This window comes from Paenibacillus sp. Lou8.1 (assembly GCF_024213565.1).
Taxonomy (GTDB): Bacteria; Bacillota; Bacilli; order Paenibacillales; family Paenibacillaceae; genus Paenibacillus; species Paenibacillus polymyxa_B.
The window spans coordinates 63,610-81,749 of the sequence record NZ_JANAVN010000013.1; the positions used below are offsets into that span (position 1 = coordinate 63,610).

The 18,140-nt window shown below is 45.7% G+C and carries 16 protein-coding genes; 3 read left to right on the top strand and 13 right to left on the bottom strand.

Annotated elements, in window-relative coordinates; translation table 11 throughout:
* Positions 1–42: 42 nt before the first annotated feature.
* Positions 43–1,275 (bottom strand): A/G-specific adenine glycosylase, encoded by a 1,233-nt coding sequence (mutY, locus tag NLX78_RS18615; RefSeq protein WP_235307221.1) that lies wholly within the window; start codon positions 1,273–1,275, stop codon positions 43–45.
* Between the two features lie 4 nt (positions 1,276–1,279).
* The gene (acpS, locus tag NLX78_RS18620; RefSeq protein ID WP_069291092.1) at positions 1,280–1,684 is read right to left on the bottom strand and encodes a holo-ACP synthase; all 405 of its coding nucleotides are present in this window, start codon (positions 1,682–1,684) and stop codon (positions 1,280–1,282) included.
* 183 nt (positions 1,685–1,867) lie between these two features.
* On the opposite strand from acpS, the gene NLX78_RS18625 reads away from it, so the two are divergent.
* Positions 1,868–2,695: an alpha/beta hydrolase family protein gene (locus tag NLX78_RS18625; protein ID WP_061831971.1), complete on the top strand. Its 828-nt coding sequence runs from the start codon at positions 1,868–1,870 to the stop codon at positions 2,693–2,695.
* 91 nt (positions 2,696–2,786) lie between these two features.
* On the opposite strand, the gene nadE is transcribed toward NLX78_RS18625, so the two are convergent.
* From nadE to NLX78_RS18640, 3 genes are all read right to left on the bottom strand, one after another.
* Positions 2,787–3,596 carry an ammonia-dependent NAD(+) synthetase gene (gene nadE / locus NLX78_RS18630; protein ID WP_254351222.1) on the bottom strand — a complete coding sequence of 270 codons (810 nt, stop codon included), beginning with the start codon at positions 3,594–3,596 and terminating at the stop codon, positions 2,787–2,789.
* Positions 3,597–3,697: 101 nt separating this feature from the next.
* Positions 3,698–4,132: a BrxA/BrxB family bacilliredoxin gene (locus NLX78_RS18635; RefSeq protein WP_023986978.1), complete on the bottom strand. Its 435-nt coding sequence runs from the start codon at positions 4,130–4,132 to the stop codon at positions 3,698–3,700.
* Between the two features lie 141 nt (positions 4,133–4,273).
* A complete protein-coding gene (locus NLX78_RS18640; protein WP_254351223.1) occupies positions 4,274–6,013 on the bottom strand; it encodes a two-component system sensor histidine kinase NtrB in 1,740 nt (579 codons plus the stop codon).
* 290 nt (positions 6,014–6,303) lie between these two features.
* Between NLX78_RS18640 and NLX78_RS18645 the strand changes: the two genes are divergently transcribed.
* Positions 6,304–7,563, top strand: coding sequence for a BaiN/RdsA family NAD(P)/FAD-dependent oxidoreductase (locus NLX78_RS18645; protein WP_254351224.1), 1,260 nt, complete (start codon positions 6,304–6,306; stop codon positions 7,561–7,563).
* Between the two features lie 156 nt (positions 7,564–7,719).
* On the opposite strand, the gene NLX78_RS18650 is transcribed toward NLX78_RS18645, so the two are convergent.
* From NLX78_RS18650 to NLX78_RS18675, 6 genes are all read right to left on the bottom strand, one after another.
* Entirely contained in the window at positions 7,720–9,390 is a 1,671-nt protein-coding gene (locus NLX78_RS18650) for a ribonuclease J (RefSeq protein ID WP_069291088.1), read from the bottom strand.
* A gap of 111 nt (positions 9,391–9,501) precedes the next feature.
* Entirely contained in the window at positions 9,502–10,932 is a 1,431-nt protein-coding gene (locus NLX78_RS18655; protein WP_250267432.1) for a YfcC family protein, read from the bottom strand.
* A 2-nt stretch (positions 10,933–10,934) separates the two neighbouring features.
* The gene (locus NLX78_RS18660) at positions 10,935–12,518 is read right to left on the bottom strand and encodes an amidohydrolase (RefSeq protein ID WP_061831976.1); all 1,584 of its coding nucleotides are present in this window, start codon (positions 12,516–12,518) and stop codon (positions 10,935–10,937) included.
* A 135-nt stretch (positions 12,519–12,653) separates the two neighbouring features.
* Positions 12,654–13,367: a GntR family transcriptional regulator gene (locus NLX78_RS18665; RefSeq protein WP_061831977.1), complete on the bottom strand. Its 714-nt coding sequence runs from the start codon at positions 13,365–13,367 to the stop codon at positions 12,654–12,656.
* A gap of 97 nt (positions 13,368–13,464) precedes the next feature.
* Positions 13,465–14,277, bottom strand: a complete 813-nt coding sequence (locus NLX78_RS18670; protein ID WP_061831978.1) for a PfkB family carbohydrate kinase — start codon at positions 14,275–14,277, stop codon at positions 13,465–13,467.
* Between the two features lie 28 nt (positions 14,278–14,305).
* Entirely contained in the window at positions 14,306–15,274 is a 969-nt protein-coding gene (locus NLX78_RS18675) for an SIS domain-containing protein (protein WP_250259442.1), read from the bottom strand.
* 320 nt (positions 15,275–15,594) lie between these two features.
* Here NLX78_RS18675 and NLX78_RS18680 point away from each other — a divergent pair, with 320 nt between their 5' ends.
* Positions 15,595–16,227: a LysE family transporter gene (locus NLX78_RS18680; protein WP_254351284.1), complete on the top strand. Its 633-nt coding sequence runs from the start codon at positions 15,595–15,597 to the stop codon at positions 16,225–16,227.
* Between the two features lie 20 nt (positions 16,228–16,247).
* Here the strand turns inward: NLX78_RS18680 and NLX78_RS18685 are convergent, their stop codons facing one another.
* Together NLX78_RS18685 and NLX78_RS18690 are read right to left on the bottom strand one after the other, a co-directional pair.
* Entirely contained in the window at positions 16,248–17,588 is a 1,341-nt protein-coding gene (locus tag NLX78_RS18685) for an amino acid permease (RefSeq protein WP_254351225.1), read from the bottom strand.
* A 245-nt stretch (positions 17,589–17,833) separates the two neighbouring features.
* Positions 17,834–18,133 (bottom strand): spore coat protein, encoded by a 300-nt coding sequence (locus NLX78_RS18690; protein WP_250259444.1) that lies wholly within the window; start codon positions 18,131–18,133, stop codon positions 17,834–17,836.
* Positions 18,134–18,140 lie beyond the last annotated feature (7 nt).

An 18,140-nucleotide genomic window follows, 5' to 3' on the forward strand; every position in this document is an offset into this window, starting at 1 on the left:
TGTCCATACTGCCGCTATTTTATTAACTGCATGTTCTCTTAATTAGTTCTCTTTTTGCTTCGCATAATACTCGGTGATCAGATCGAGGAACACCTTGGGAAACGCCAAGGTGGCCATATCCGCTTCGCTGATCCAGCGGTACCCCGCTGGCAGCGCATTATGCGCGTGCTCCGCCTGCTCAGCCAGCGCAATCAACGCACCTGGCTTCGCTTCGGTGCTGTAGCTGGCCCGCTGTTCGGCAGCCAGCGGATGTCCTCCCGCCTCCCCGGCAGGGACGGCGACCTCTTCACACTGGAACACACGCAGGTTCCAGTGAATGTGGCTGAACGTGTGCTCCGCCTCACGTACAAACCGCACCGGGCGCGCAAGCACGCCCTCTGCCAGCAAATGAGCCGCCAAATGGTCCATGGCGGGCTCATCCGGCACCGGGCCGTTGTAGCCCTCCGGCCCGGCAAGCTCATGCGGCAGCTCCCACATGCGGGCCAACAGGCCCTTGGCCGGGCGCTGCCGTACGAGCAGGCGGCCTGCGTTCGCTCCGCTGCCCTCGATGAGGGCTACGGAACGCGGCTCCAGCCGCGGCGGCTTCGCCTTGGTCTTGACTGGCAGCGTCTCCTCGCGACCTGCCAACCTGCCCGAGCAATGCTCCATTACCGGGCAGGTCAGACAATGAGGCGACTTCGGCGTGCAGACCAGCGCCCCCAGCTCCATCAGCGCCTGATTAAAATCAGAAGCCCTTCCTTCGGGAATCAGCTCCCGTACCAGACTTTCCATATGCGCCCGCGTGCTGCCCTTCATAATATCCTCTTCAATGAGAAAATAACGCGACAGCACACGCATCACATTTCCGTCCACAGCAGGCTCTGGTCGATTGAAGGCGATACTCATAATCGCCCCCGTCGTATACGGGCCTACTCCTTTCAGTGCAGCGACAGCCTGTGTATCATCCGGCACCTGCCCGCCGTGAAGCTCAACTACTTGTTTTGCCGCAGTTTGCAAATTCCGGGCCCGCGAATAATAACCCAGCCCTTCCCACAGCTTAAGCACATCCTCCTCGGGTGCTTCCGCCAACGCTTCAATTGTAGGAAAACGTGCAATAAAGCGATTAAAATACGGAATGACCGTATCCACACGTGTCTGCTGAAGCATAATTTCCGAGATCCAGATATAAAAAGGATTCCGATGGCGGCGCCACGGCAAATCGCGCTTGTTACGTGTATACCAATTCAACAGTTCAAAGCTGAAATAACGCTTTTGTTCCAATGTATTTGTAGTCATCACATCACATCTCCTTATATTCGACAATCACAAAAGCAGAGGCAATGTTAGGCTGATGTGTAATACTCAAGTGAATGCTGTAATTCGAGTCACCTGTAGACGGCAATCTCAGTCTATCCCATGCGGATGAAGACAAATAAACGGCTGGCTTCCCCCCAGGTTCCGGTAAAATATCCATATCGCCGAACCCGATGATTTGCCCAATTCCGCAACCGAAGGCTTTCGTTATCGCTTCCTTGGCGGCAAAGCGCCCTGCTACGAACTCCGTTAGTCTACCCTTGCGTTCCACAGCAAGCTCACGTTCTGCCGGGGTCAGCACCCGATTCAAAAACGCATCTGCATATTTACCTGCCAAAATATGAGCCATACGGCTTATTTCCAGCACATCATGTCCAATTCCGTAGATCATTTGGGTATTCCCCGTCCTTTTTACTTTACTGGATCTATTGTAACAGTGCGTCCTCACCCTGGCGAGTCACAAAGGCGTAAAAGCGGCACCAAAATATGTTAAAATAAGAAAGGCTATAGGTGAATGTTTTGAATTCAGCTCATATGCCCATTTTAAAAAATTCCCGTAGAAAGGAAGGATAGGATGTCAAAAACCATTATTGTTGAAGCAGGTACCGAAGCAAGAACAGATGCGGTGATCCGGGCTTCCTGGTTTCCCGCTAAAAATACAGCCAAAAGCCTGCTCATCATCGCTCACGGCTACAAAGGATTCAAGGATTGGGGCATGTTCCCCTATATAGCAGAAGCATTGAGTATGGATAACCATGTTGTGACCTTTAACTTTTCACATAATGGCATTGGTGAGGATCTAGAGAATTTTACCGAGCTGGAAAAGTTCGCACGCAACACCTATAGCCGCGAACAAGAGGATTTGGAACTATTGCTGTCCAATCTGAGAGCACGTCATGAGTTCAGAGAATTGCCGTTGTTTCTGTTAGGACATAGCCGAGGCGCGGGAAGCTGCTTTGTATATGCTCTAGATCATCCCGGCGAGATTGCTGGCGTCATTTCATGGAATGGCGTGACAGATCTTGATTTGTTTACTTTACCGCAAAAAGAAGAAATGCGCGCCAAGGGGCGCAGCTATGTGGAGAACGCTAGAACAGGACAACAGCTTCCGCTGGATGCTGTCATACTGGAAGACCTGGAACAAAATCGCCAGCGTTTTGCCATTGTAGACAGACTTGCCAACAGCCAGCTCCCAGCTGTACTGATCCAGGGAACCGAAGATTCCAAACGTCTACGGGAAGGCTCTGCCCTGCTCACATCCGTTCGTCCCGACATCGAATGGGTACAAATTCAAGGCGGCAATCATACCTTTAATACCGTTCATCCATTCCAGGGAGGTAGCCTTCCACTGGATCAAGCGATTACTGAAACCCGCCGCTTCATTGAGTGGATCACCAATTAAATTATTGCCCCTTCAATACAAACGGCGATCCGCCGGGCGGATCGCCGCATTTATTTACTTCAGGATTTTACAATTCCATAATGATTAATGCTTACACTCCTGGGATGCTTGTCCGCTTATGCGCTGTACGTGTAAAGAAGCTTTCCAGCTTTTCGCGTGCCGCCGGGTCAATTTCCTTGCCTTCCAGGTAGTCGCTGTTTGCTTCGTAGGAGATCCCCAGTTCTTTTTCATCCGTCTGGCCTTCCCACAATCCTGCTGTAGGCGCTTTGTCCAAAATGGCCTGCGGGACTCCAAGATAGCTAGCGAGCAAGCGCACCTGACGTTTGTTGAGCGTGCTAAGTGGCGTAATATCAACCGCACCATCGCCCCATTTGGTATAAAAGCCTGTGATAGCTTCTGAAGCGTGATCTGTGCCAACGACGAGCAGATTCAGCTCATTCGCGAGTGCGTACTGAACCACCATACGTGTTCTTGCCTTTACATTCCCTCTCACTTGCGGAGTAATAGAACGCTCTAGACCGATATCCTTTAACGTATGCTCTACTTCCACGGCAACCTTATCCACGGCTTCCTTAATGTTCGTTTCCCCAGCATATTTCAGGTCGAACGCTTTGGCTACCGCGTAGCTATGCTCGATATCTTCCTGTTGGCCGTATGGCTGGAATACACCCAGTGTTGTGTATTCGTCCCCTTGTTCCTGCGTCAATTCATCTGTAGCCCGCTTGCACAAAGCGGCTGCTACGGCACTATCAATCCCGCCACTGATGGCGATCAACAGCCCTTTGCTTCCCGTTTTCGTAACATACGACTTGAGGAAATCCACACGCTTACGGACCTCCGCCTCTACGTTAATCGTAGGCTGTACTCCCAATTCAGCAATAATCTGTTCCTGCAAACTCATCAGATAAGCACCTCTTTTTTAGGAATTTCCTTCACAAGCCAACATGCAAAAGCCCCGGCAAGTTTCGCAGGCGAAAAATGCGGGGCATAGCTTGAGCAGTCTTACCGGCAAAAACGATCAAATGCACTGGTCAAATCAGCAGCGATCTGATCTGCCGAACGATCCTCCACCTGATGACGCTCGATGAAGTGAACCAGCTCGCCGTCTTTCAACAGCGCGATAGAAGGGGATGACGGTGGGTAAGGTGCGAAAAATTCGCGAGCCTTTGCCGTTGCTTCCTTGTCCTGTCCGGCAAAAACCGAATACAGATGATCTGGCGTAAGATCATGCTTCAACGCTTCAGCCACACCCGGGCGGCATTGGCCTGCGGCACAACCACATACCGAGTTCACAACAACCAACACTGTCCCTTTAGCATTAGGAAGCTTGGCCTCCACATCTTCAGAAGTACGCAGTTCCTGAATCCCAAGATTCGTCAGTTCATCGCGCATTGGCTGAACTGAATCTCTCATATATTGATCGAAAGACATAGACATATTCTTTCACTCCTTTTCCAAAAATCATGTATACTACGTTTTTAATTTCATCCTTTGCCGTAGTAAAGGCATGGACATCTAAACTTCATTATACAATCTTTTTCACGTAATTTGCAAAAATCCGGCTATATATTTGCACGATTATTTCTGTATCGAATTTATGACAGAAGGTTCAGCGTGATCCCGGTAAGTCGGGACGGTTCTGCGCAATCGGACTTTAAACTGCGTGCCCATTCCCTCCACCGAGTCTACGGCAATCGTACCGTGATGACGCTCCACTATACTTTGACATAAGGCCAGCCCCAAACCTGTACCTTTCGTTTTGGTGGTGTAAAAAGGTTGGAACAGCTTTTCAAGCTGTTTTTGCGGAATTCCCGGACCTGTGTCCTTTACTTCGAGTTCCACGAAATCCCCTTCCTCATGAGTCGAAATGGTCAACACCCCCTTTTCTCCCATAGCTTCCATCGCATTACGTGATAAATTAAGCAGCAACTGCTTCATTTCCTTAGGGTTCAAATGCAGCATCGTCACATGCTCCTCCAGCTTTAGCTCAATCGTCTGCCCTCTCAGATTCGCATCTGCCCACAATAAAGGCGTCAGTTCGCGAATAATATCATGCAGATGACATTGCTCCTTCTCGACAATCCGATTCTGGGCCAGTGAAAGGAAATCGTTAATAATTCCGTTCGCCCGATCGAGTTCCTCCATAACAATGCGGTAGTAATGGTTGAGAGATTCTGGACTTTTCTCACGCATAAGCTGTAAAAAACCACGCACAACCGCCATCGGATTACGTATTTCATGAGTAATGCCCGCTGCCATCTGTCCGACCAGACTGAGCCTCTCGAAATTGCCTAGCTCACTGCGCAGCGTCTCCAGCTCTGTAATATCTTGCAAGGCGATAATGACGCCTGTCGTTTGGTTTACATGTTTATCACGAATAGGAAGGAAACTTGAGAAGAATACTTTGGGAGGAACATTTATAAAATCAGCACCCGCCTCTCCTTCCAACGCTTTAGCAACTCGTTCGTTAACCACAGGCAAAGCGCTAAAACCATATAACGAGGTCAATGGACGGCCTACTACCTCAGGCAGTGTAATGTAGGGATCGAAGTCCTGGTAGAGTTCCAGCATCGTTTTGTTCATATGTATAACTCGTTCTTCGCTGTCCAGAGTAACAAGAGATAACGGCATCAAATCCATAACTTGACGCAGCTTATCCACTTCAATTAAGTATTTGCTCGTAAATTCAGTCACATCACGCCGCAGCGCCAGCTTCTCAAAGGCATTATGCATCAGACTCACGACCGTAAAACTTGCCAGCACCCCTGCACCAATATTCCAGAACGTTGTAAGTAAGTCAGGAACGTATACCGCAATTTCCTGTTTGCCCCACAGTAGCGGAAAAATCGCCTTAAACAGCATATCAGCCACAACATATGCGGAGATTAGGATTTTTTTGTCCACCAAGGTTCCTCTTTGGAAAAACTTGACATGCAGCAGCATAAAAGGAAAAAGAATAAAACCCGTGCCCACATACATCGGGGACATTTCTGTCGACTGGGCTATAATCAGGACACCCATCAGTGCGGAAGCGGCGAGCACGAAGGCAGTGCGACGTCTACCGTACATGATGCCAACAGCAAGGGGAATAATACCGAGATTGGAAGGTAGACCATACGGAGACTGATATTGAAAGAGTGTACATAGCAATATGGCTGGCAAGCAACACAGATACAGTATTCCTTGATTGGGTCCAGGAAGCAGATTGCCGCCCCAAACCTTTTTCTTATCCCCATAATCCGTTAATATAGAGAAAAAACCCGCCGATATAACGGCAAGGAGAACTTGGAGCACACTTTCCTTCAACGCAATTAACAAGGACTTCTCCCCCTCATCATCTTTCCTTGACGCCGTTAGTTGAATTAAAGCACAGGCTACAATATATTACAATATATGTGTTAAAATCCCGGTGTAGAACGACAAAATCTGCTAAATACCAGATGTATATAAGAGGAACGTTTTTACGCGTTTTAAATTCCTGGAAATTGAAAGATATACGCGTTTGCTGTGCTCTAAGGCTATTAGAGCGACGGTATTACGATATGATGAAAAATCGGTTACACCATTCTGAATTTTTTGAAAATTTGTCGACGAAAAGGAAGAGGTTTATGACTTACGACGTTATTGTGATCGGAGGCGGCTCAGCCGGATTAATGGCTGCTGCCGCTGCCAGCGGTGAGGGCGCCAAGGTGCTTTTGCTTGAAAAAGGAAATAAGCTCGGGCGAAAGCTGGGGATCTCTGGTGGAGGCCGTTGCAATGTCACGAATGCCAAAGAGCTGGACGAACTCATTCAACACATTCCCGGCAATGGCCGTTTTCTGCACAGTGCACTGGCGGCTTTCGGCAATCGGGATATCATCGCCTTTTTTGAACAGCTGGGTATAGCCTTAAAGGAAGAAGACAATGGGCGTATGTTTCCAGTGACGGACAAAGCCAAAACAGTTGTCGATGCTTTGATCAACAAGGTACGCTCTCAAGGAGTCGAGATTCGGACAAGCTGTCCTGTTCAAGAGGTTATTTACAATGAAGGTCATACGGCTGGGGTGCGGCTGCGTTCCGGTGAAATCCTACATAGCCGTAATGTCATTGTAGCCGTTGGCGGCAAATCCGTCCCGCATACAGGCTCGGAAGGTGACGGCTATGCATGGGCAGAACAAGCAGGGCATACGATTACGGAACTGTACCCAACAGAGGTGCCGTTGACCTCAGGCGAGACGTTCATCCAGACGAAAGAGCTTCAGGGACTATCCTTACGCGATATCAGTCTGACCGTATGGAATGCGAAGCAAAAAAAAGTTGTCGTCCATGAAGGAGATATGATTTTTACACATTTCGGTTTATCTGGCCCAACTGCTTTGCGGTGCAGTCAGTTTGTCGTCAAGGGAATGAAAAAGGATAAGGTAAACACGGTGTTGTTGACTCTGGATTTACAACCTCACAAACATGCCGATGAAGTCTATCGTGAGACGCTGGAATTGGCATCGGTCGATGCTAAAAAAGCGATCAAAAATGTGCTTAAGCCTTATTTACCGGAACGCTTGATTCCATTGTTGCTCCAGCAAGCCGAACTGCGTGAGGACTTGACCTATGATCATATTCCCAAGCAACAATGGCAAGAACTTGCTCATCGCATTAAGGCGTTTCCAATCCGTGTGAACGGTACGCTCTCTCTGAAGGAAGCATTTGTTACCGGGGGCGGTGTGAATTTGAAGGAAATTAATCCGAAAACGATGGAGTCCAAGCTGATGGCTGGGTTGTTCTTCTGCGGTGAGATTCTCGATATTCACGGTTACACAGGTGGTTATAATATTACAGCGGCGTTTACGACAGGGCATACAGCAGGAACCCAAGCGGCTGTAAGCGATTAAGACGCTGCGCTGTAAACCGCCATTACATCCGCATTCTTATAGGAAAAGTAGGAAGGAAATCAAAAAGACTTAAATCAGTCATATTGCTGATTTAAGTCTTTTTTGTGTAATCGCGTATTGAACAAGCTCTATCTTGTTTTGACATTTGTCGCTATTCTATACCTCAATAATGATAGGTAAAATCATGGGTCTTCTCTTCGTCTGACTGTAAATAAAGCGGCCAACATCATCTTTTAACATCTGCTTAATCAGTCCCCACTGACTCATTTCGATTTCTGTTAACTCGTTCACTGTGGACATAATCGTGTCGTGGATCTGACTCATGAGCTCTTCGGAATCCTTAACATATACAAAGCCTCTTGAAATGACCTCTGGCGTTGCGAGCATTTGCTTCTCGTTTTTGCTCAACGTCATCACAATAATCAGCATTCCGTCTGAAGAAAGCTTTTTACGGTCTCGTAGTACAATATTACCTACGTCCCCTGTTACCAACCCGTCTACCAAGCTATTGCCGGCTGATACTTTGGGCCCCAGGGATGCTCTTCCCTCTTCGATTTGAACAGTGTCACCGTTATGGACGATAAATACATTCTCCATCGGAATCCCCACAGACTCCGCTAGTTGACGATGCTGATACAACATCCTGAATTCACCGTGTATGGGAATCAAATACTCCGGTTTCATAAGGGTCATCATTAATTTTAATTCTTCCTGACTGCCATGACCGGATACGTGCATCCCCGTGGAGCTGCCTGATCCATAAATAACCTGGGCACCCAGCACATACAAATTATCAATGACCTGGGAAAGGTTTCGCTCATTCCCCGGTATGGCTCCCGCAGCAATGATGACCGTATCACCAGGCAAAATTTCGATTTTGGGATGCAGGGAATTGGCTAAACGTGACAATGCGGCCATCGGCTCTCCCTGACTTCCGGTACATAAAACTGCAATTTCTTCTGCGGGGAACCGCTCTGTTTCCCCCGGCTCAATCAACAAATCCTCAGGCATATGCAAGAAGCCCAGCTCCTTCGCCACCGAAACCACATTTACCATACTGCGTCCGAGTAAAACCAGTTTGCGACCTGTTTCCACAGCCGCGTCAATGACTTGTTGAACACGGTTCACATTAGAAGCGAACGTGGAGATAAATACCTGCTGCTTGGCTCTGGCAAATGCATCTAGAATATGCCCGCCAACCAAACGTTCTGAAGGGGTAAATCCCGGTCTTTCCGCATTTGTACTTTCGGAGAGCAGCACTTTTACCCCCTTCTTTCCTATTTCAGCCATTCGATGAAGATCGGGAAAAGGTCCGCTTACGGGAGACATATCGAATTTGAAATCCCCGGTATGGACCACATTGCCTTCCGGTGTCTGAAAAAAGACACCCAGGCAATCCGGGATACTGTGGACCGTGGTGAAAAAAGAGGCCTGAATCGTTCCCGCTTGAACGGTTGAATCTGCATCTATAAGATGAAGCTCAGCATCACGTAAAAGATTGTGCTCCCTTAACTTAATCTTAATTAATTCGATGGTGAGCTTTGTGCCAAAAACGGGCATATTAATCTGTTTCAGCAGATAGGGAATACCTCCGATGTGATCTTCATGCCCATGAGTCACAATGAGCGCTCTGACTTTATCCTGATTTTCCAGCAGATAGGTGACATCGGGCACAATAAGGTCAATACCAGGCAGGTTCTCATCAGGAAACTTGGAGCCACAATCGATAACGACAATATCCTGGTCATATTGGATGAAATACATGTTTTTCCCGATTTCATTAACACCGCCTAGAGCAGCAACGAGTAATCTATTATCAGCATGCATCAATTTTATTTCCTCCTTAGGAAAATGCTATCCATATTATTTATTTTTCACGTAAACTTATGCACAAAAAGAAACCCTGTCTCTAAAAGACAGGGGCTCTCACTTGATTTATTAGATACCCACTGCAGCCGAAATCGCAGCAAAAATAGCAGCAACTAACCACAGAATGGGGAATAGCTTGAAGATTACCTTCAGCCACTGTCCAAAGCTGATCCGGGCAATGGCCAATCCAGCCAACAGTACTCCGCCTGTCGGTGAAATGAGATTGGTTAACCCGTTACCGAATTGGTATGCTGTGACTACTGCTTCACGATTGATACCTACAAGATCGCCAAGCGGTGCAAGTACAGGCATTGTTAGTGCTGCTTCCCCCGAAGAAGATGGGACCAGGAAAGTAATAATATTGTGTGCAACCAACATAATGGTAGTGAATAAGTAACTTGGCAATCCTTCCAGAATGCTTGCGAGTGCATTCAATACGGTATCGATGATCATACCCTGCTCGGCGATAATCAGAATTCCGCGGGCGAGACCTATGATCACTGCAGCGTAGATGAATTCTCCACACCCTTTTACAAAATTCTCAGCTATTTCCTTCTGGCTCATTTTAGTAACTACCCCGACAAAAAGACCGAGTGCGAAGAAAAGGGCGCCGATTTCAGTCATATACCAGCCTTTGGCCAAAATTCCCCAGACAATTGCTCCAAGCGTTACAATAAATCCACCTATAATTAATTTGTCCCGAAACGTGAAGACGACGTCCTCACCTGTATTTTCTTTTATAAACTGCTCGCGATTTATAATATCACTCTGAAAAACAATGGATTTCTCCGGATTTCTCTTAACCCGGTGCGCATACCACATCGTAAAGGCAATAGAAATCATAGTAAATACAAGCCATTCGATAAATCTCAGCCAGAGCTGGGGATTCCCCTCCAATCCTGCGATCCCCTGGGCAATCAATACTGAAAATGGATTAACAGTCGAACCAACATAGCCAATTTGCGTTCCCAGAAATAGAATGAGAATAGCAGTCATAGAATCGAAGCCTAGGGCAAACATTAATGGAATAAAAATCGCATAAAGCGGAATAATTTCTTCGCTCATTCCAAAGGTAGAGCCTCCGAGACTGAATATAACCATGGCAATTGGAATAAGCAGAATCCCCTTATTCTTCAGCCGTCTGGCAAGAGCTGTCAGGGCACGGTCAATGGCTCCCGTCTGCAGTATAATCCCGAAGGAGCCGCCCACAATAAGGACAAAAGAGACCACATCGGCGGCATTGATAATCCCCTCAATAGGAGCGCTTAGGATTTGGGGGAGTCCTTGTCTTAAATCACCGTTCTCACCCGTTTTGGGTACAGTGTGATAGGTTCCCGAAACGATCGCGGTTTTGGTCACACCGTTCACTGTCACTTCATGCCGGTCAAATTGTCCGCTGGGTACAATCCATGTCAATGCGGCGACTGTAATAATAATCAAAAATATTAAGGTATAGCTATGGGGCAAGGATAATTTCCATTTCTTTTTCTCGATGTTCATGTTTATCCCTCATTCCAAGAATGGTTATAAGTAACCTTCCCTCCCATAATGGTCAGTATCACTTGGGCATCCCTGATATCACTAGCGGATGCATTAAGAAGGTTGCGGTCAAAAACGGCGATGTCAGCATATTTTCCAGCCTCCAGCGTGCCTGTGACCTCTTCCATATAACAATGTCTGGCTCCATTAATGGTCCATGCTTTTAAAACTTCGGATGGCGGCATCCCATGATCGGGATACCAGCCTCCAGCAGGTGATCCGTCCGGAAATAACCGATGAGAAGCTGAGTACAGTGAATCAGGGACACTTGTGATAAATAAAGGTAGATCAGTCCCAATGGTTATTGGCACGTTAGCCTCCAGCATAGATTTATAATTATAAAATCGGTTCTCATTACCTTTGCCTACCACAACAGGCATATAGGCCTCTTCATAGGTTGGATTCAGTAGCAGGATTTGGGCGTAGACTTCGGCAAAAATTTCGTTTTCGCCCATTCTGATCAAATCATCTGGATGAGGATACTCTAGATCACTGATAGAATGTCTGATAAGGTTATTACCTTGTTGTTCGCGGCATTTTTCAATCATGGATACCGCTTGGCGAATCGCAGCATCACCTTCTGCAGTTAGGCAGCATTTGATACCTTGGCTGTCCGCTTCCAGCACAGAGGCTTCAATTTTTTCGTAATCAACCGTCCTCAAATTCGTGACTTCAGGCATATCTGCGTACGGTTCCAGCATGTCCCCCGTATGATCTGCTACGACGCCGTCAAGCATCAGCTTGTATCCTTGGAAACGAATAAGGTCCCCATTATAAAGTGCTTTATACTTCATACCGGTGCCAATATCCAACGGTTCAACAACGGGTTCAAGTGAGAAATGAAATCGGAGCGGCAGTTCTCCTGTTTCTTTCAATTCTTCTAGAATCGGCAGCAGCTCGCTATGCCGGTCAAAGCCAATATCTTTTATGGAGGTAACTCCTCGTGCAGCTAGTATGCGGCAAAACTCCATAAACTCTTGTTTGACAAGGCTGTGATCCTTCATCATAGCTTGGAGCAGCAAAGCGCGTGCCTCAGCACTGCATTGATCCGGCAAAAATTGATATTTCTCCTGAGCCAGTCGGTTCATCCAGCAGTAGCTTTTATTTAGGTTAATGGCAATCACCGCCCGATCAGGGAACAGCTCGTCCAACAAGCTTTGCTCAGGCAGCTTGCCCCAACCTTCCTCGCTCCAGCCGTAAGCGGTTACATCTTTCCCTGGCGGAAGGTTGTTTGCCGCTTGTAGCATGGATTCCATTGCTTCTTCAATAGAGGCTGCATGAGTCAAATCCACGCCCCGATGCATCGACATATATCCGGTAAAAAATACATGGTTGTCATGAACTCCTGGCATGATAAAAGCATCGCCCAAATCACAGACAACCGTTCCCGCTCCTATCCAAGCTTGTGCCTCCTCGGGACGCCCCACTGCTGCAATACATTCTCCTCGCAGTGCAATAAACCCCGGCGAGGCTTCATTTTCTAAGCCATTAAAAATAGCATTTGACAGTAAAACTTTGTCCGCTAATGTATCATTCTTCCCTTGCACAATTTCACCCCCTCATTATTCATCCGCCTCACTACATAACGTAATATAACGTTATAATATAGCTTCTGCTTCTCTTATAGAGTGGAAGCAGAAGCTGCGCCGTACCTGAATACATTTACATAACAGGCAACGGATTTATATTGAGAATTGATAACGATCTCCAATGATGTACTGTTTACCTACATGAACGGGGCCTCCATGCTGATCATAAATAATCGTGTGCATGTAGAACAACGCCTGTCCGATGGCCGTCTCCAGCAGCTTTGCCTGGTATTCATCCGCCAAAGCGATTTGTAATATCGTCTCTCCCGGTTGGTTAGGATCAATGCTGTATTTATGACGTAACAGTTCGTATACAGAGTCCACCAACTGCTCTTCCATTAGAAAAGAAAATCGGTCATAAGGATAAAAATTATTCTCCAGCATTAGCGGTCGATCACCGGCGTATCTTTTGCGCTGAATATATAACACCTTTTCTCCTTGTTGCAGCTGCAACTGATGTGCAATTTCCTCATCTGCTTCTATGATTTCACGTTCTGTGACCACACTGTGTGAAGATAGGCCGTTGGATTTGCAGGCAGCCGTAAAGCTGATGACATGTTCAATCTTCCGCCCAATTTTGGGTACATTGACAAAGGTACCTTTTCCTTGACGTTTGGTCAGATAACCTTCATGAACCAATTCGGCAATGGCTTTTCTTACGGTAATTCGACTTACATTGTAGGTCTCGCTTAGCTCAGTTTCGGTCGGTATACGGCTTCCCTGCGTAAATGTTCCATTATGAATAGCCGTTTTGACCGCTTTTTGTAATTGAATATATAATGGCTCTGCTTGGTCCGAATTCAACATAATGTGCCCTCACTTGTCATATAACGTTATATTACTCCCACTTAGAGTATCAAATGTTACATATTCTTACAAGTGAAGATATTTGAACATAATTTTTTTAGTAGCGGACGCCGTATCCGAAAGAACCTTCTACCAGACAGCTCTGAGCAGCAACCCTCGAGCCTTCTACCATAGCGTCCTGAATGTTGCCATTTTTCAAAAAGCTCAGTAAAAAGGCGGTTATATAAGAGTCTCCTGCCCCCATCGTATCCACAGCGTCCACGGAATCAGGCATTTGAAAATAGAACTTAGTACCATCATAGGCAATAGATCTATCTCCGCCGCGTGTGGCTACCAGAATTTGCCCCTCTTTTTTTCGATTGGAGCGGATATAGTTCTGTGTCTCTTCATCCGTCATATGGCTACAAGAGAAGAAAGCGAAATCGGCGTACGCAATATATTTCTCCACCTGTGCATCTATGAAATCATCCGAAAAGTCAAAAGAAAGAGGGATTCCCAGCATCTTCAATTCAGGCAGCAAGTGCCCTGTATGACTGTACAAGCCGGTGTGAATAAGGTCGAATCCGCCAACATAGGCCTTATCATCTTCACTCAGCTTCAGCGGATGGAGACGTGTAACTCCTCCCTCATTGCTGCCCAGAAATACTCTGTCTCCGTCTTCCAGGGTTACACGTGCGCAGCCATTCTCCCCGCTGTGATATCTGCACCGTGAAATGTCTATTTCCAGCTCACGGAGAATGTGTTCTACATGCTGTGCTTCGTTATCATCTCCGAATACTCCGATAAAGGCTGCATCTACTCCCGCTTTTTTGGCAAACACACTGAAATTAAGCGCATTGCCGCCAGGATACATCATGCGCAGATGAACATATTTATCTACCACATTATCGCCAATGCCTAGAACTTTCATGATGGTTTCCTCCTGTTGGTAAGTGCGCTTAGTAAGCTACTTTGCCCATATAACGGCGAGTTTCCAGTGGGTGATTGCGTACATTTGCGAGTGCTTCACGATAAACACATACAATGCTGTAAAATAAAACCGGGTTAAAAAACTCGACGACCTCGTCGGCAATAGTTCCGATTCCAAGCTCCTTTGCATCAATCACTTCCACTTTCTCGGCATATTGATTCAGGAAAGTCTGTGCCCGCTCATCCAATGCCCGTGTGCGTCCTTCGTTGATCATCAGAATAAATGGAGTTTCTTTATCCGTTACTTCAAACGGTCCGTGGAAAAATTCACCCGAATGGATTGAAGCCGCATGAAGCCATTGCATTTCCATCAGAGAACAGATAGCAAATCCGTACGCATGTCCATAAGAAGCTCCGCTGGTCAGGATATAGAAGAGGTCTTCATTGCGATATTTGTCAGCGAATACACTGGCACGCGGTTCAACTTGTATTTTTGCCCGGTTAATAATTCCATTGATTGCTCCCAAGCCGTTCTGGAAAGCTTGATAATGCACATAGCCTTCAGCGATTTGAAGCAACTCAACAGCAAGCTCCAAAATAATAGCCATCGGGTTATTTTTGACATCGCTCTCATCTCCCCACTCGTAGAGGAATGAATAATCAGAATAATTGAGCAGTGTCGCTTCACTATTGTGGGTTAAGCCGATGGTGTAAGCGCCTTTCTCTTTGGCTGATTTAGCAGCCGCAACCGATTCCGGCGTGTTTCCTCCATGGGAGCAAACAATGACTACAGCGTTTTTACCTAATCGTTTTGGCAGTGCGTGCACAAACTCATTCGCCGTATACATCCCTGCTACCAGCTTCTTTGCTTCACTATCCAGAAAATATTTTGAGGGATACATATCAACTAATGAGCCCCCGCAGGCTACTAAATACACCTCAAAAATCTCTCCGCTTGCTTGTTCATAAATCGTCTGAACCGTCTGTTGTACATTCATTTTTACCTCTCCTTTTTATATAACGTTATATAACGTATTGTTTACGAGATAAATATAAGCGCTTTCAATAAAAGTGTCAACCCCAATTATTCGATCAAATAAACTTTTTTTTATAACCTGTATTAAAAAAGCTCTAATCCTTGTGTGAACGGAATTAGAGCTCCTTTTTTAGATTTAATTCATCGATAGGTGGTTGGCAATAACGAAGCTACTCCTACAATATACGCACAAAAAATATGGTCTTACAAATGGGTTTGTCCGAATAAACTAAAGTAGACAAAATACATAACATCCAATAAAAAATCAAGGAGGGAGTCACCATTAATACATTTATCAGTTATATTTTTCTTGGTCTGTCACTTTCGGCCCCCATTGGACCGATTAATGCCGCACAGTTGGATCGGGGTATCAAGAATGGTTTTTGGCACGCCTGGTTTATTGGGCTTGGTGCAATAACCGCAGACATTATCTACATGCTGCTTGTTTATTTGGGAATGATTCACCTTCTTAATGCTCCGTTTGTCAAAGCTTTTTTATGGCTGTTTGGTTTTTTCGTACTTGTGTATACAGGTATTGAAAGCATCAAAAATGCAGGTGTGATTTCAGAATCCGAATTAAGGGGAAATGGTAATACATTAAGTAACTCATTTATGTCCGGTTTTCTAATGTCATTATTTAATCCTCTCTCCATCCTTTTTTGGCTTGGCATTTACGGATCCATACTCGCAAACGTCGCTAATACATATCCAGTACAACAACTAATGATCTATAGCGGAGCGATTGTATTAGGCGTGTTACTCTGGGATGTGACCATGGCAGCCGCTTCAAGTATTTTCCGGCGGTTCTTAAAAACCGGATTGCTTAAAACCATCTCTTGGATGTCCGGATTATCTCTTATCGGTTTTGGCTTTTATTTTGGCCTACAAGCATTTCAATTACTTTTTTTACGCTAACGCTTAACTTACTGACAACGTTAATGAGATTCCTTGGCGTGCTTTCGGCGAACCCATTGTACAATGAGGTCACATATTGCAATTAACAAGACAAGCAGTAAGCTGATATACACTCCCGGGCGGCTAAGTTTATGAAAAAATGATCCGACCACGGCCATAGCTATCAACAATAATCCAATCCAACGTTTAATATTGTTTGATCTGCTCGATTCCAGTAGCTTACCTGAAGACAGCAAAATAAAGCACCAATTATACAACAGCATTAAACCCGCTGCTGTAGTGATATATTCATATACTTTTCCCGGTAGCAGCAACGACATTACGATAGCTGATATTAATCCAACAGAGATCAAACTAAGTGCATAAAGGGGATATTTGCCCTTCCACTTCCGTGAAAATAATTTGGGCGCATCTCCTTCCTGTGCAAGCGTAAGCATCATAGATGTCTCTGCGTATAGGGATGCTGTCATTGTGGAGAACCCTGCAATAATAAGCACTCCATTAAATAAATGAGGCACAAAAACCAGGTGATCACTGCTAAGCGCAAGCACAAAAGGACTTTCTTTCGGATTAAAGGCACTTAATGGCACCATAGACACAGCCAGACCAATTGAAAGCACATACACTGCAACCAGTGTAATCAGCATTACCTTGCCTGCTTTAGGTGCATCCTCCGGTTTTTGAAGCCGATTAGACATAATTCCGAGCACTTCAATACCTCCGTATGCATAAAAGGCAAAAATAAAAGATGACCACAATCCTATGCCCCCAGTCGGAAAAAATTCTTTGTAACTGATGGGGAACTTCGGATTATATTTTCCTCCTCCGATCCAGCCTGCCAAAAGAGCAACGGCCAAGACCAGAAACATAACAATAGCTGCCATCTTAATGATGGCCAGTACATTTTCAACTCGATCAAAACCCTTATTGCCAAAAAAAACAATCACAAGCCCTAAAATCCCGAAGCCTGCTGCAAATATCCACATCGGTACCTGAGGAAACCAAAAGCGTGAGAATATAGATAGCGCGGTTAGTTGACTCCCATTGATAAGCAATTCTGAAAACCAATACACCCATCCACTGCCGAATCCTGCCCAACTTCCAAATGCTTTTTGGGCATAGGAACGGAAAGAGCCCTGTTCTGGATGATCTGCCGTCATGCGCGAAAGGGCATCAAACACCACATATGTTCCCACTGCTGCAAAAAAGTATGCAATCAGCACGGCTGGACCACCTATGGAGATCGCTAAGCCAGACCCGAGGAAATATCCTGTACCAATGGTACCTGCAACGCCTAATAAGCTAAGTTGCCACCATTTTAGTTTTTGATCTTTTTGCTTAACAGCTGAAGACTTGCCCATAATGAAAATCACCCTATTCCTGATATTGAGACCTAGTTCTCCGATATTATGATTGCCTTCTTCACCATATTTCATGTGGACAGCAATTCATTTCGTTATTTGTGATTTCTGGATTAGAAGTGTGACTATTTATGTAATAAAAAAGCACCAGCAAACTCGTTTAAGGTTTGCTGATGCTTTTTCTACATAAAACCAGAGACTTAGTTGGGACTAAATAGATCTTTTGTTGCGTTAATTATTAATTATCAAAATTTAGACATAGAAAGTGCCTTGTCCGCATTTTGAATATCCATTTGTATTTGCTGATCCGGCTCATAAGCGTTATAGTAACCATTGTTCTTCATATAATTAAAAATTTGTTCATGAAGATTAACAGCTTTGCTCAATTGGTCGCAAAGAACATTGCGAACTTCCGAGCTGGTTGACTCTGTCAGGGCAATTGCATAGCTTTTAATTCCACTTTTAGCCGAAATCAACAGGTCTGAAGCGATCACCTGATCCGTCATTCCGCCCATTCCAGTCATGTTCTGAACAATAGAATTCACGTTAATC

Coding starts and splice junctions, on each gene's coding strand:
- NLX78_RS18685 (WP_254351225.1), bottom strand. CDS start 17,588: ATGGGCAAGTCTTCAGCTGTTAAGCAAAAAGATCAAAAACTAAAATGG.
- NLX78_RS18655 (WP_250267432.1), bottom strand. CDS start 10,932: ATGAACATCGAGAAAAAGAAATGGAAATTATCCTTGCCCCATAGCTAT.
- acpS (WP_069291092.1), bottom strand. CDS start 1,684: ATGATCTACGGAATTGGACATGATGTGCTGGAAATAAGCCGTATGGCT.
- NLX78_RS18625 (WP_061831971.1), top strand. CDS start 1,868: ATGTCAAAAACCATTATTGTTGAAGCAGGTACCGAAGCAAGAACAGAT.
- NLX78_RS18650 (WP_069291088.1), bottom strand. CDS start 9,390: ATGCATGCTGATAATAGATTACTCGTTGCTGCTCTAGGCGGTGTTAAT.
- mutY (WP_235307221.1), bottom strand. CDS start 1,275: ATGACTACAAATACATTGGAACAAAAGCGTTATTTCAGCTTTGAACTG.
- NLX78_RS18675 (WP_250259442.1), bottom strand. CDS start 15,274: ATGAATGTACAACAGACGGTTCAGACGATTTATGAACAAGCAAGCGGA.
- nadE (WP_254351222.1), bottom strand. CDS start 3,596: ATGAGTTTGCAGGAACAGATTATTGCTGAATTGGGAGTACAGCCTACG.
- NLX78_RS18670 (WP_061831978.1), bottom strand. CDS start 14,277: ATGAAAGTTCTAGGCATTGGCGATAATGTGGTAGATAAATATGTTCAT.
- NLX78_RS18645 (WP_254351224.1), top strand. CDS start 6,304: ATGACTTACGACGTTATTGTGATCGGAGGCGGCTCAGCCGGATTAATG.
- NLX78_RS18635 (WP_023986978.1), bottom strand. CDS start 4,132: ATGTCTATGTCTTTCGATCAATATATGAGAGATTCAGTTCAGCCAATG.
- NLX78_RS18665 (WP_061831977.1), bottom strand. CDS start 13,367: ATGTTGAATTCGGACCAAGCAGAGCCATTATATATTCAATTACAAAAA.